This window comes from Streptomyces sp. NPDC001315 (assembly GCF_042896175.1).
In the GTDB taxonomy this organism is placed as follows: Bacteria; Actinomycetota; Actinomycetes; order Streptomycetales; family Streptomycetaceae; genus Streptomyces.
In genome coordinates this window covers 225,196-238,546 of the sequence record NZ_JBIAWZ010000009.1, presented here as the reverse complement: position 1 = coordinate 238,546, position 13,351 = coordinate 225,196, and the positions used below count along the sequence as shown (strand labels likewise).

Here is a 13,351-nt window from a genome sequence, read left to right as displayed (position 1 = left end):
TTCGGCGGTGGACCGGGTGCCGCACACCCCAGGCACGCGGCCGCGCCATCGCCGTGAAGGCTCTCAGACGACGGGGGAACGGGGTGCGTGACCAGGCTGATCAGGCGAACCAGTACGACGACGGAACCGCTCCGGACCTGCGCGAGGACATCGCCTACGTGTGCGACCAGTTGGACCGCATCCGCACGGCTTTGGAAGCATACGGCCGTGATGGCGTGGTCCCGCTGGAGTGCCTTCTGACAGCGTTGCACGGCGGGGAGGATCTCGCCGCACCGCTGAGCACGCTCCACGAGGCACTGCTGGCCGCAGGCGACGCCGCGGGCATCCGTGGCCAGGCCCGCGGTCTGGAGCCGATCGGTGTCGGTGCACCCACACCCGACGAACGGGTGCTGCTGTGCCCGATCCATCAGTGCTCGCGTCATGCCTGGCCCGGCAGCTGCGGCGCAGCCCGGTGTCTCATCAGCGGCCAACCCCTCCGCACAGAGCGGTTGTAGTGGTGAACGGGTTCTTGAGTGCCCTGGGGCAGAAGCTCGCCGAGCGATGGCTGTCTCTGCTGGTGCTCCCCGGGGCCCTCTTCCTGGCCACTGCCGCCGCCGCCCGCATTCTCGGTCAGACCCACGCCTTGGACTACGTCCGCCTCACCGAGCGGATCACCCAGTGGGCCAGGAGTCCCGCCGTCACCACGGTCGGTGGCCAAGTGGTGCTGATCAGCGCGGTCCTTGCCGCCGCTGCTGGGGCTGGACTGGCTGCCCAGGGCCTGGGGAGCTTGATCCAGCGCACCGCACTGGCCGCGGACTGGCACATCTGGCCGACTCCGCTGGCGCGGTGTGCGCGCACTGTCGTGACTCGCCGCCGCGCCCGCTGGATCGCCGCCGTACACCGCTACCAGCAGCAACTCAACACCGACGCACGGTCCTTGGCCCGCACAGGGAGCAGGCCCGATCCTGCGCCACGTAGGGCTGCGTTCCTCGCCGTGCAGCGCATCGCCGCTGAGGAACCGGACCGCCCCACCTGGAGCGGTGACCGCATCCAGGCAGCAGCCGTACGCTTGCAGCGTGACCATCATCTCGACGTGTCGGTGTTGTGGCCGCACCTGTGGCTGACTGTGCCCGAAACCACCCGCGTCGAGATCACCAGCGCGGAGCGGGCTCTCACTCGCGCCGCCGCCCTGGGGGGCTGGGCCCTGCTCTACACCCCGCTGACCGCATGGTGGTGGCCTGCCGCCCCGCTCGCCGCTGCCCTCGCCCTGACCGCCAGGTACCGCATACGTAATGCCGTCGACACCTACGCCCAACTCTTGGAAGCGGCCGTCCGCCTTCATGCCACCGACCTGGCGACCCAACTCGGCATCGCCCACGTGGGCCCTTCCGACCCTGCCTTGGGCGACGCCCTCACCCAACATCTCCGCGCCCGGGCCCCCACCGCACCCACATCCACCGGAGCATCGCCCGGTTAACCGCTCGGTTCGGTCAGCAGGAGGGGAGACGGAGTGCCTGTCGAGGTGGTCACGGACTGCGGTACGGCTGCCTGCCCAAGAGGCTCATGGGCGCTCTACGGCAACCCTCACTTCAACACGGACGGCGGTGACAACGCCAATCGCGTCCTGGTCAGTGACGAGAGCGTCGTCGACCTGTCCGCCTACGGCTTCCAGGGAAAGGGCATGTCGTTGGTGAACCGCACCGGGTACGACGTGACCTGCTGCACCGGGCCCGCCTTCGTGTCCAACCAGCTCATTGTCCCGAACGGGGGCGCTCGCACGAACCTTGATGGCATGCGTGTATCGGACGACAGCTGGGACACCAGACGCTGGAGCAAGTCCATCGAGTCGGTGCACATCGGCGTCCCTTCCCGGGAGTCGCTGCCGGAGAACCGCGTATACCTACTGGCTGAGCGGAAGTGGGGCTATCTCCTGGGCCTCGCCGGCGAGAGCAAGGACAACGGCGTGGCTGCGCAAGCCATGCGGGGACATGGCCAGGTCATCCACCAGTGGGAGTTGGCCCAGGTGGGCGACGCCCGCTACACCTTGCGCAACGTCTTCAGCAGCAAGTGCCTGGATATCCCTGCAGGGAGTACGGAGGACGGTGCCAAGCTCCATCAGTGGGAGGCCGACGGCAGCCTTCATCAGCAGTGGCACTTCACGCGGACCGCGGAAGACACCTACACCCTCATCAACGCTTCCAGCGGCATGCTCCTGGACGTCGTGAGCGCGGGCACGAAGAGCCACCACGTCGTGCAAAATGCGGCCAGCGGTTCTGTCACGCAGCAGTGGCGCCTGATCCCTGTCCAAGAAGCGCGCGTCGTCATCGACCAGCAGATCAACGCCCTCTACGTGCGCGCCACCGCCGTGGTCCGTGCCGACGGCACCCTGGTGCGTGCCGAGGGAATCACCAGGGTCACCAAGCTCGGCACGGGCCGCTACGACGTCAACGTGCATGCCTCCGTAAAGCTGCAAGGAGCGGCCTACCAGGCCACACTCGACCGGAACGCAGCCCCGGGCAGCGAGGTCTACATCGGCGACTCCGACACCCCCAACACCGTCCGGGTGATAACCGGACGCGGCGGCAACGCCTCCGACCAGCCGTTTCACATCGCCATCCTGTGACCCGGCCCCAGGCAGCCCGGCCAGAGCCGAAGGCACTCAGACCGCCTGTGGCAGGCGCCGCCGTAGGAGCCGCCCCTTCGCCGGCAGCATGTCTCGCGCAAACGCCGGCATCCACAGTCGGTGAGCACCCCGCCCGGCGAACGTGCAGGTCGCGAGATCACGGGGCGCGCGCCGGGTTTCGTGGACCCGGACGTTGGGGGCGATGAGGTGTGAGCCCCGTCAACCCCCTCGGCCAGTGTGTTCCGCGCCCTCCCCATCGGGATCGACGGAAGGGAACACCGGGGCGCAATACTGACACGCGTGGCCCGTCCTGCCTGCTCCGACGCGTCCCATCGCGTCCCGTCAGCGGTCGTCGTCGTTGTGGCCGTCACGGTCCCGGCCACGACCGCCGCCGTTGTCGTTGTCGTCACCGACGTGGTCGTGTACGCCGTGGTCGTCACCCCGGCGGTCGTCACCGCCGCCCATGGCGCCACCGTGGTCATCTCCTGGACGGTCGTCCTGCCCGCTGGTTTCGCGACCGTGGCCGCCTCCCCCGGTGTGCACGCCCTGGCCGTCACCCGGGCGGTCGTCGCTGCCTCGCCGGTCCATGGTGACAGCGCCCGTGCGGGCGTCGACGCGCACTTCGCGGCGGACGTGGTCGGCGCCGACGACGTACACCTCCCAGTAGCCCGGGTGGTCGTCGTCGAGGTCGACCTTGGCGACGGTGCCCGGGTACATCTTCTGCGCGGCGGCTGCCGCCTGTGCGGCCGTCACAGACGACGGCGACGGCGACGCCGTCACCACCGGCCGATCCTCGGAACCGCTACCGTGCCGGTCGCTGCCGCCGGCGGCGAGCGCCGAGTAACTGCCGCCGCCGATGAGCATGGCGGCCACGAAGGCGGTGGCGATCGAGGTGGTGCGCTTCATGATGGGCCTCCCCGGCCGGGCAGTTGTCCGGCCTGTGTCTCGTCTGTGTCCTGTCTGTTCCGTGACGCCAATGTGCCGGGGGCAAGCTGAAGGAGACCTGAAGCCACCTGAAGATCCCTTCAGGTTCCATTTGGGAGGCTGGGCACATGCGCCTGTTGATCGTGGAGGACGAGAAGCGGCTCGCGCTCTCGCTGGCGAAGGGCCTGCGGGCCGAGGGCTTCGCCGTGGACGTCGTCCACGACGGGACCGAGGGGCTCCACCTGGCCGCCGAGGGCGTCCACGACCTGGTGGTGCTCGACATCATGCTGCCGGGCCTCAACGGCTACCGCGTCTGCGCGGCCCTGCGCGCGGCGGGCCACGACGTGCCGATCCTGATGCTCACGGCCAAGGACGGCGAATACGACGAGGCGGAGGGCCTGGACACCGGGGCCGACGACTACCTGACGAAGCCGTTCTCGTACGTCGTGCTGGTGGCGCGCGTAAAGGCTCTGCTGCGCCGCCGCGGCTCCGCGGGCGCGTCGCCGGTGCTGCGCGTCGGGCAGCTCGTCGTCGACACGGCCACCCGCCGGGTGTGCCGGAACGAGACGGAAGTGACGCTCACCGCGAAGGAGTTCGCCGTGCTGGAACAGCTCGCGACACGAGCCGGGCAGGTGGTCGGCAAACCCGAGATCCTGGAGCACGTCTGGGACTTCGCCTACGACGGCGACCCGAACATCGTCGAGGTCTACGTCAGCACGCTGCGCCGCAAGCTCGGCACGGACACGATCCAGACCGTGCGCGGCGCCGGCTATCGAATGGTGGCGCCGTGAGGCGGCGGCTGTTCGGTTCCGTCCAGGCCACGATGGTGCTGGGGGCGACAGCCGTGGTGACGGTCGCGCTGATGGCCGCCGGGATCGCGGTGCTGCTGTCGCTGCGCACGAACCTCACGGAGCAGGCGCAGAGCGAGGCCAACGACACAGCCCGCAGGATCGCCCTCGGTGTCGCCACCTGGCGCGGGGGCGGCGCCCGGCTGCCGCTGCCGGAGGGGGTACGGGAAGGGGTCCCGGTGCAGGTGACGGACGAGGACGGCCGACTGCTGGCAGTCGGCCGGGGGCTGGAGAGCATCCGCGGCACCGGTGTGACGGCCGTGCACGTGCCGCGGGCCACCGCCTCGCCGGCAGCTGCGTCCCCGTCCGCGTCCGCTTCCCCGGCCCCAACCTCGTCTCGCGCTCCCGTTGCCGACCGGAACGACGAGACGGCCGACGATCACGGCGGCGGGCACGGCAGTGGCCGGGGCCGGGACCGCGGTAGCGACGGCCGCGGGACGGACGACAGCGCGACGGACGACCACGGAACGGACGACAGCGCGACGCCCCACACGAACGACCCGGCCATCGGGACCATCAGCGACACCGTCCAGGAGAGCTCCGGGCGGGCAGTGGTCGACGGGCGGAGCGCCCCGTACCGGTTCGCCACGATCAAGGCCACGGATCTCGGGGGCCGGACGGTGTTCGTCCACGCGGGCGCCTCGCTGACGGCACGCGAGACCGCGGTCCGCAGCACCGGGACGGCGATGCTGGCGGGACTGCCGCTGGTGCTGCTGGTCGTCGGCGGGGTGACATGGCTGGTGACACGGCGCGCGCTGACCCCGGTGGAGGGCATCCGGCGGGAGATGGCGGCGATCACCGCCTCCGAGGACCTCTCCCGGCGTGTGCCTGAACCCGCCTCGCATGATGAGGTGGCCCGGCTGGCCCGCACCACCAACGAGACGCTGACCGCGCTGGAGGCCGCCGTCGACCGGCAACGCCGCTTCGTCGCCGACGCCTCGCACGAACTGCGCAGCCCCATCGCCTCGTTGCGCACCCAACTGGAAGTCGGCTCGGCGCACCCGCAACTGCTGGACGTGCCCGGCGCGGTCAAGGACACGGAGCGACTGCAGCACCTCGCGGCCGACCTGCTGCTGCTAGCCCGGCTCGACGCCGGGGAGCGGCCGGGGCAGGGGCCGGTCGACCTGGGCGAGCTGGTCCGCGAGGAGGTGGGGCGCCGCCCCACCGACCGCAGGCCGGTGTCGGTCGACGCCGAAGCGGGGCACGAAGTAGCCGGTTCGCGCGGTCAGTTGGTTCGGGTGATCGGCAATCTCCTGGACAACGCGCAGCGGCACGCGCGCGCCGAGGTCGCCGTGCGCATACGGCGGCAGGGCGACCGGATCGTCCTCACCGTCACGGACGACGGCGGCGGTGTGCCGGCCGCCGAACGCGAGCGGATCTTCGAGCGGTTCGTCCGGCTGGACGACGCGCGCACTCGCGACGACGGCGGCGCGGGCCTGGGCCTGGCCATCGCCCGCGACGTGGCACGGCGCCACGGCGGCACGCTGACCGCGGGCGAGGCGCCGTCCGGGGGCGCGCTCTTCGAACTGCGCCTCCCCGCGGCGGCGGCTCCCGCTCGCGCCGTCCGGCATGACCCTGCACCGATGGAACAGCGTCTCTAGAACTCTGTGTGTGCCTGGGGGTTTCCGGGCTTTTCGGGCGCGGCGTGGCCGTGTGCGGTCGCCGTCCGGTGGTCCGATCCTCGGGGTGAGGGGGGTGGGTCGGGGTGGCGTGAAGGTGGTGGACTCGACCTCAGCGACAGCGAGACCCAAGGCGCGGGCACCACGTCGGCCACCGTCACCGCGACGCTCACCGCCGACCTGGCCGGCACCCGTATGTGGGTCGGCACCGACCTCGACACCACCGGCCGCCCCGCGCAGTTCGGCCGCCGCATCATGAACGAGGTCGGCGACCGCATCGTCCGGCCGCACGCCGCCCGTCTCGAAGCGCTGTTGCGGGAGCCGGAGGCCTCGCTCGCCGCCGGGCCGGCGGCGAGCGAGGCCTCGGGGCGGCGGCGCTGCCCGTGCTGCTTCGCAAGGCAGCCGAACCGGCGGCGGTCCTGGCGGCGGTCGTGCTGATCCGGGCGCTGCGGCGGCGTTCGCTCGGCTGACCGGCACAGCTTCCCCGGCGGGAGGCCGTCCTTTGAGCAGTAAGATTCTCAGTACCGTGAGAATCTTCGCGGCCGCTGTACGAGGGGACGGGCATGGCTACATCGAGGCCGGCAGACCTGGACGCCGTGGCGCAGGTGATCGAGGACTGGGCGCGTGAACGCCCCGAGCTGGACACCAGCCCGTTGGAGGTCCTCGCCCGGCTACACCGCTCCTTCCTGCGGTACAACACCCGGCTCACCTCCTCGATCGAGCGCCGAGGCCTGTCCGTCGCCGGCTTCGACGTGCTCACCGCGCTCCGGCGGTCCGGTGAGCCATACCGGCTGACGGCCGGACAGCTCGCCGACTCCGGCCTGGTCTCCTCCGCCGGGGTGACCCTGCGGATCGACCGGCTGGAGAAGGACGGGCTGATCGTCCGCGAACGGGATGCGGACGACCGCAGGCTCGTATATTCGCGTCTCACCGAGCAGGGACTGGTCACGGTCGACACTGTTTTCGCCGAGCACCTGGACAACGAGCGGCGGATGCTGGCTGGTCTCTCCCCTTCCGAACGGCGTCAGCTCGCCCGGCTGCTGCGCAAACTGGAGATCTCGATCCTCGACTCCGACGAGGCGCCCGCCGACAGCCCGGCCTGACGGCCCGCACGCACCGTCAACAAGGAGCAGGCCCGACCAGACGAGTTGCGAACGGCGAGCGCACGCTCCTGAGCTGGCCTCGCAGTTGCTCGGCGAACGACGCCGGCACCCCCGCTCCAGGGCGATGATGTGGCCGTCGTCCCGGACGTCTGTCCGGCGCCCCGCAGGGGCCGGCAGTGCCGGCGATTACCGCCCGGCCCCGCGATCGCGATGCGCAGGTGGTCCTCGCTTGACAATTAGCCATGTTCCTGACACCAGTGGCACTGCACCACTCCCACGAACGGCACCACACCCGAAGGGGGCGATCAGCGCATGACCAAGCCTGAGAGCGCGGGATACGACTACGAGGTCGTCATCAGCGGAGCCAGCCTCGCCGGCAGCGCCGCGGCGATCTTGCTCGCTCGGCGCGGTGTCCGCGTCGCACTGCTGGAACGCCGCTCGGACCCTGAAGCGCACAAGGTGCTTTGCAGCCACTCCCTCCAGGCCAGCGCCTACCCCGTGCTGGACGAACTCGGCCTCATCCCCGCTCTGGAGAAGGCGGGCGCCGTCCGCAACGACGCCCGCTGGTACACCCGCTGGGGATGGATCGAGCCGAGGGCCGCGCCGGCGGGCCCCGAGCTGCCGTACGCGTACAACATTCGGCGCAGCACCCTCGACCCGTTGATCAGGTCCCATGCGGCCAAGACTCCTGGCGTCGACGTGCTCCTCGGTCACCGTGTGACCGGGCTGGTCCGGGAAGCCGGGCGAACCTTGGGAGTGCGCGCGTCGACTCCACAGGGCGAGCGCGAGATCCGGGCCCGCCTGGTGGTCGGTGCCGATGGCAAGGACTCAGCCGTGGCGAAGTTCGCCGGGGTGCCTGCTCGAGAGTACGAGAACACGCGGTTCGGCTATCTCGCGCACTTCCGCAACCTCCCGCTGCGCGGCGGGATCGGTCAGACCTGGTTCCTCGAACCCGACATGGCGTACGCGTTTCCGAACGACGACGGCGTGACGGTCATCGCGGTGCTCCCGGACAAGAAACGGCTGCCGGCCTTCCGGGAAGACCTGGAGGGCAGCTTCTTCGCATTCGTCCGCGCCCTACCCGAGGCACCGCCCATCGACTCCGCCGAGCGCATCACGAAGATCACCGGCACGGTCAACTACCCGCTTCACAGCCGCAAGCCGACCGCACCGGGCGTCGCGCTCATCGGCGACGCCGCCCTGACCGGCGATCCCCTGTGGGGAGTGGGATGCGGGTGGGCTCTGCAGTCCGCGCAATGGTTGGCTGAGGCGGTCGCCTCCGCCGCAACCGGTCGGGGGGACCTCAACAGGTCGCTCATGGTGTACGCACGCAGACACCGGCGCCGGCTGCGCGGTCACCAGTACCTGGCCGCCGACTTCGCCAAGTCCCGTCCGTTCAATCCTTTGGAGCGGCTGATGTTTTCGGCAGCAGCGCGCGATGAGTCGGTGGCTCGGCACGTGCATCTGTTCGCATCCCGCCTGATCGGTCCGCTGCGTTTCTTGAACCCCGTGGCAGTGGCCAGGGCTTCGGTCGTCAACATCAAGCATCGCGGGGCGGCTGTGCCACCCGCGCACCTGTCACGCACAGGGTCATGACCGGCTCCCCTCCCCACTCCACTCGCCGCCGAACTCGGCGTCCCCACCGACCTCACGGCAGCCGATTTCTACCGCACCGCAGACCCCAATGACCGGCGGGCCGTCCAGGAGCCGCCATGACACTGACGCTGCGACGCGGTTCAAGCTATGAGCAGGCGAAGGCCGAGATCTGCCGCGTCGAGGTCGGCGAGGTCGCTGTTGCGCTCGGCCCAACGGCCGGAGTCGAGGTCGTCGCTGAGGCTTCGTACCGCCCGCTGCTCGGCCTCCGGCCCGACCCTCGTCCACACCGACATCGCACGGCGCACGTGATCCTCCAGATACGCCCCCGGTCGGCGCCAGTACGCCTCGAAGAGGCCGTCGGCGCAGTCCCACGGGATGGGCACCGGCTCAGCGCGGGCGCCGATCGCGTCCGCCATCCCAGCAAGCGAGGGAAATTCTGCGAGGACGGCCGCGAACTCGGGCAGGTAGTCGCGGGTAAGCCAGAACCGGTCCTGCCATCCGGGCTCGTCGGTGTCGAACGTGAGCACGACCACGCGGCGGGCCACCCGCCGCATCTCGCGCAGCCCCGCTATCGGGTCCCCCCAGTGGTGAACGGTGGAGACGGCCATCGCGACGTCGAAGGAGTAGTCCTCGAACGGCAGGCTCTCCGCGGCGGCGGCCACGCACGGCGCCGCGCCGGCAGGCCGCTGCCCCCGCATGACCGCCGATGGCTCCACCGCAGTCACGTCCCGCTCAACAGGCTCGTAGGAGCCGGTGCCGGCCCCGACGTTCAGCACCGTCCGCGCGTCCCCGAGCGCGTCCCAGATCTGCGCGGCGATCCGCGGCTCGGTACGCCGCGTCGCGGTGTAAGCGCCGCCGATCGCGTCGTACAGCCGTGCGCCGAGCATGTCCAGTTGCTCCTCCGGTGTCACCGTCCGTCCCTTCGCCCGTGCCTCAAGTTCTCTGTCGATGGCCGCCACCATGGCGTCAGCGCGGTCACGCCGCTCCAGCAGCAGGCCGCGCAGTCGGCGCAGGTGCGCGACCGCGTCGGTGGACGGGTCGCCGACCAGTTCCGCAACCTCCCGCAACCCGAAGCCCAACCGCCGATAAGCCAGCACCTCCCGCAGCCGCTCCACGTCGCCCGCCGAATAGGCCCGGTACCCGGCCGCGGTCCGCGCCGACGGCCGAACGAGTCCGATCTGGTCATAGTGATGCAGCGTGCGGACGCTCACGCCGGCCAGCTCGGCCACGCGTCCCACGGTCCAGTGATCCTCCACGGCACCGACTATGCAGCCTGACGCCACGTGAGGGTCAAGACCCTCACTCACGGCAGGCGGCAGTACCACTCGGGCACCGCGGCACACCGCCGGCGTCGCTCGGTGCCCAGTAGTGTGACGGCGGCATGGCCTGAGCAGCTCCGTGTGCGGAAATGCCTACGTGCCGACGTGGCCAGCGCGCTACCCAGGGGCTGTGCCGGCTGCTGGAAGTTCCAGGCGTAGTTCGTAGCCGCCGTCGACCGTGGGACCGAAGGTCACGGTGCCGCCGAGCAGCGCGGCGCGCTGACGCAGGCCGACCAGGCCGTAGTGCGCGCTGGGCAGGGGCAGGGCCGGCCGGGTGGGTGCGGTGTTGGTGACGGTGACGCGGACGGCGCTGCCCTCGTGGTGGATACACACCGTCGCGGTGGCGCCGGGGGCGTGTTTGCGTGTGTTGGTGAGTGCTTCCTGGACCGTGCGGTAGACGGCGCGCTGGACGGTCGCCGGCAGGCCCTCGGGCAGGTCCGTCGTCAGCTGTACCTCGATGCCGCTGCTGCCGACCAGCTGCTCGAGGTCGGCCAGGGACGGCTGCGGGGTCAGTTCGGCGGGGCGCCCGCCGGATGCGCGCAGGACGGTGACCATGTGGCGCAGCTCGTCGAGGGTCTGGACGCTGAGCCGCCGAATGGTGCCGGCTGCTTCCTTGGCTTCCGCGTCGCGGGTGCCGACCTGGAGCGCTCCGGCGTGTACTGCGATCAGACTGACCTGGTGGGACACCACGTCGTGCATCTCGCGGGCAAGCTGGGCCCGTTCCCTGGCCAGGACAGCCTGGGCGGTCAGCAGCTGTTGGTGGTCCCGGGCCTCGGAGATCTCGGCCAGTCGCAGCGACAGGTCGCGCCGCGTCTGGACGAGCTGGCCGAGGAAGACGGGCGCGGCCGCCGTCGCAGCGGTGTAGCCGAGCGTGATCAGCGTGGAGGCCCGCGTCAGGTCGAAGACCGGGGATGGCCACGAGGTCATGTCGCTCAGTGTGAACGCCAGGGCGCAGACTGCCAGGAGGGTGCGGTGGCGGGTGACCGAGGCGAGCGTGTACAACGCGATCATAGAGGCGATGACCGCGTCGGAGAGCAGGACGGCGGGAAGGGTGAGCAGGAATGTGAGCAGCGGCAGGCGGCGGTACAGCAGCAGGGCGAAGGCGGCGCCGAGGGCACACGCCATGCGCAGCCGCTCGTGGGCGTCCCAGTGCACCCAGATGTCGAGCAGCGAGACGCCGACCAGCAGGGCGTCCAGCAGTGGCGTGGGCAGGCGGCGGGGATTCATCCGTGGGTATCCCCTTCCTCCTTGAGGAGGCCGGCCCGCTGGGCGAGCAGGGCGGCCTGGACCCGGCCGCCCACCTGCAGCTTGGTGAGGATGGCGCTTACGTGGTCCTTGACCGTGCCGGTGCTCAGGTACAGCCGCCTGGCGATGTCGGTGTTGGACAGTCCCTCGGCGATGAGGACGAGTACGGCCCGCTCTCGGTCCGTGAGCTGGTCGAGGCTGCCGGCGGCGCGGTCCTGTGAGCCGGCGTCCAGGTAGCCGTCCACCACGGTCCTGGTCACCTTGGACGACAGTACGGTGCCGCCGTCGGCCAGGGAACGCACCAGGAACGGCAGCTCCTCGGGGTCCGTGTCCTTGAGCAGGAATCCCGCGGCGCCCGAGCGGAGCGCCGTCGCCACGTACTCGTCCATGTCGAACGTCGTGAGCATGGCCACCACCGGGGGGTGCGGGAGCCGGCGGAGTTCGGCCAGGACGGTGAGTCCGTCGACGTCCGGCATCCGGATGTCCAGCAGCACGACGTCGGGGGCTGTCTCCTGCGCCGTCCGGAGTGCCTGGCCGCCGGGAACCGCCCCGATGACCTCGATGCCGTCGGCCGTGTCGAGGATGCGCTGGAAGCCCATGCGGATCAGGGCCTCGTCGTCGACCACCAGTACCCGGATCACTCGTGCTCCACTCGCCATCGGACCACTGTCCGATTCGTACCACGGCGAGGGGCGCCCTGCCTGGTGCCGTACACCGGATCATGCCCGGAGTCGCAGCCGCGCCAGCCAGTCGGCGGGGGGGTTCCGGACACCTGCCGGATGGTCGTCACCGCCAGCGCGCACGGACCCTGGAGCAATGACGCACGACACACCGTCGACCGTGTCGCCCGCCGCGAAACCGACGGACGACGACTTCCCTTTCCGCACGTCATCGACTGGATGGTGGGGCGGTTTGGGCCTGGCCCACGGTGTGGCCGTCCTGCTCATGTTCGCCGCGCACGTGCGCCCCGAAACCTTCGGTGGGCGGCCTGTCCGGCTGGGACCTGAAGGTTGCCGACGGCCGGTCCGCTGCGCTGTTCGCGCTGCCGGCCGGATTCACTCTGGTTCTTCTGACGGGCCGGCCGCAGCCGCGGACCGGGCGCGCGGGACGGCAGGCGGTGGGCCGCGTGCTCATCCGCGCTGTCGTTCTGATCGCGCTCGGATACGCGCTGACCGCCCACACCCGCCCATCGCATCCATCAGCCAACGGTGTAGTGCCCCACCACGCAGCGTGGCACGGCAGTTAAGGAGGTCAGGCGTATGGTGATGTGTCTGACTTTTCTGAGCGCGACCACCGAGGAAATGACGAGGGTCTTCGGTGACCCGTCCCCCCGCGAGACCGGCCCGCCGCAGCCAAGCTCCGCCCACACGGGATTTCCTCCCTACTCGCTGGCCGTCCGTGGACCGTCGACCCGCTGCGCGCGAACCGCCGCTGCGCTCGGTGTGGAGGCCACGCCCGAGCCCGCCCTGCGCGACTTCGACTACGGCCAGTGGTACGGCCGCGCGGTCGCCGACGTGGCCGCCGGCGACCCCGACGGGTACTCGGCCTGGCTCACCGACCCGGATTCTGCACCGCACGGCGGCGAGTCGGTGCGCCAGCTCTGCCTGCGAACCGCCCACTGGCTGAGCCACATACCGCCTGACACCCACCGTGCACTGGCCATTGTCGAATCGTCCGTGATCCGGGCGGCGCTCGTCCATGCCCTCTCCGCACCCGTGAGAGCCTTCTGGCATCTCGACATGCCCTGGCCGTCCACCGTCTCCCTCATATTCCGCGACGACAGCTGGAACAACGTCTGGTTCCGCTACGGCACTCCGCGACACGTCCGGCGGGACACCCAGGACGTGTGGGGGCGCCCTCAGAGCGTTCGGTGCGGTACCGGACCGACCGCGTGGGTACGCACGGGCGCCACCTACGGACCCGTCGCCTGACCGCTCCGCCGGCCCACGGCCCGAGGACGTCCGCACGGGGGACCACCGTGCGGGGCTCCTCGACGGTCCCCGGCTCCATCGCGGCCGGGATACCAAACGCGCCAACGACACGGACGACCACGGCCACATCAACTACCACGACTGACCACCGCCACCAGCGGACG

Annotated in this window: 13 protein-coding genes; 9 read left to right on the top strand and 4 right to left on the bottom strand. The window is 70.7% G+C overall.

The features are described from left to right. Positions 1–83: 83 nt before the first annotated feature. The 3 genes from ACFY16_RS25245 to ACFY16_RS25235 are packed head-to-tail and all read left to right on the top strand — an operon-like array spanning position 84 to position 2,602. A complete protein-coding gene (locus ACFY16_RS25245) occupies positions 84–494 on the top strand; it encodes a hypothetical protein (protein WP_390649443.1) in 411 nt (136 codons plus the stop codon). Between the two features lie 14 nt (positions 495–508). Then, the gene (locus tag ACFY16_RS25240) at positions 509–1,456 is read left to right on the top strand and encodes a hypothetical protein (RefSeq protein ID WP_390649442.1); all 948 of its coding nucleotides are present in this window, start codon (positions 509–511) and stop codon (positions 1,454–1,456) included. A gap of 33 nt (positions 1,457–1,489) precedes the next feature. Further along, positions 1,490–2,602 carry an RICIN domain-containing protein gene (locus tag ACFY16_RS25235; RefSeq protein ID WP_390649441.1) on the top strand — a complete coding sequence of 371 codons (1,113 nt, stop codon included), beginning with the start codon at positions 1,490–1,492 and terminating at the stop codon, positions 2,600–2,602. Between the two features lie 342 nt (positions 2,603–2,944). Here the strand turns inward: ACFY16_RS25235 and ACFY16_RS25230 are convergent, their stop codons facing one another. Then, entirely contained in the window at positions 2,945–3,508 is a 564-nt protein-coding gene (locus ACFY16_RS25230; protein WP_390649440.1) for a PepSY domain-containing protein, read from the bottom strand. Between the two features lie 146 nt (positions 3,509–3,654). Here ACFY16_RS25230 and ACFY16_RS25225 point away from each other — a divergent pair, with 146 nt between their 5' ends. The 5 genes from ACFY16_RS25225 to ACFY16_RS25205 all read left to right on the top strand — a co-directional run bounded on the left by ACFY16_RS25225 (position 3,655) and on the right by ACFY16_RS25205 (position 8,692). Beyond that, positions 3,655–4,317, top strand: a complete 663-nt coding sequence (locus ACFY16_RS25225) for a response regulator transcription factor (protein WP_390649439.1) — start codon at positions 3,655–3,657, stop codon at positions 4,315–4,317. A gap of 32 nt (positions 4,318–4,349) precedes the next feature. After that, positions 4,350–5,975, top strand: a complete 1,626-nt coding sequence (locus ACFY16_RS25220) for a sensor histidine kinase (protein WP_390649502.1) — start codon at positions 4,350–4,352, stop codon at positions 5,973–5,975. 213 nt (positions 5,976–6,188) lie between these two features. Further along, positions 6,189–6,431: a hypothetical protein gene (locus tag ACFY16_RS25215; protein WP_390649438.1), complete on the top strand. Its 243-nt coding sequence runs from the start codon at positions 6,189–6,191 to the stop codon at positions 6,429–6,431. Positions 6,432–6,556: 125 nt separating this feature from the next. Continuing rightward, positions 6,557–7,096, top strand: a complete 540-nt coding sequence (locus ACFY16_RS25210; protein WP_390649437.1) for a MarR family winged helix-turn-helix transcriptional regulator — start codon at positions 6,557–6,559, stop codon at positions 7,094–7,096. A 312-nt stretch (positions 7,097–7,408) separates the two neighbouring features. Further along, on the top strand, positions 7,409–8,692 hold the full coding sequence (locus tag ACFY16_RS25205) for an NAD(P)/FAD-dependent oxidoreductase (RefSeq protein WP_390649436.1): 1,284 nt from the start codon (positions 7,409–7,411) through the stop codon (positions 8,690–8,692). 140 nt (positions 8,693–8,832) lie between these two features. Here the strand turns inward: ACFY16_RS25205 and ACFY16_RS25200 are convergent, their stop codons facing one another. The 3 genes from ACFY16_RS25200 to ACFY16_RS25190 form a co-directional block, all read right to left on the bottom strand. Next, positions 8,833–9,930 (bottom strand): MerR family DNA-binding transcriptional regulator, encoded by a 1,098-nt coding sequence (locus ACFY16_RS25200; protein ID WP_390649501.1) that lies wholly within the window; start codon positions 9,928–9,930, stop codon positions 8,833–8,835. 198 nt (positions 9,931–10,128) lie between these two features. Further along, positions 10,129–11,238 (bottom strand): sensor histidine kinase, encoded by a 1,110-nt coding sequence (locus ACFY16_RS25195; RefSeq protein ID WP_390649435.1) that lies wholly within the window; start codon positions 11,236–11,238, stop codon positions 10,129–10,131. Then, on the bottom strand, positions 11,235–11,897 hold the full coding sequence (locus ACFY16_RS25190) for a response regulator (protein ID WP_390649500.1): 663 nt from the start codon (positions 11,895–11,897) through the stop codon (positions 11,235–11,237). The genes ACFY16_RS25195 and ACFY16_RS25190 overlap by 4 nt, the downstream gene beginning before the upstream one ends. A gap of 618 nt (positions 11,898–12,515) precedes the next feature. Between ACFY16_RS25190 and ACFY16_RS25185 the strand changes: the two genes are divergently transcribed. Then, entirely contained in the window at positions 12,516–13,187 is a 672-nt protein-coding gene (locus tag ACFY16_RS25185; protein ID WP_390649434.1) for a histidine phosphatase family protein, read from the top strand. The last annotated feature ends 164 nt before the right edge of the window (positions 13,188–13,351 follow it).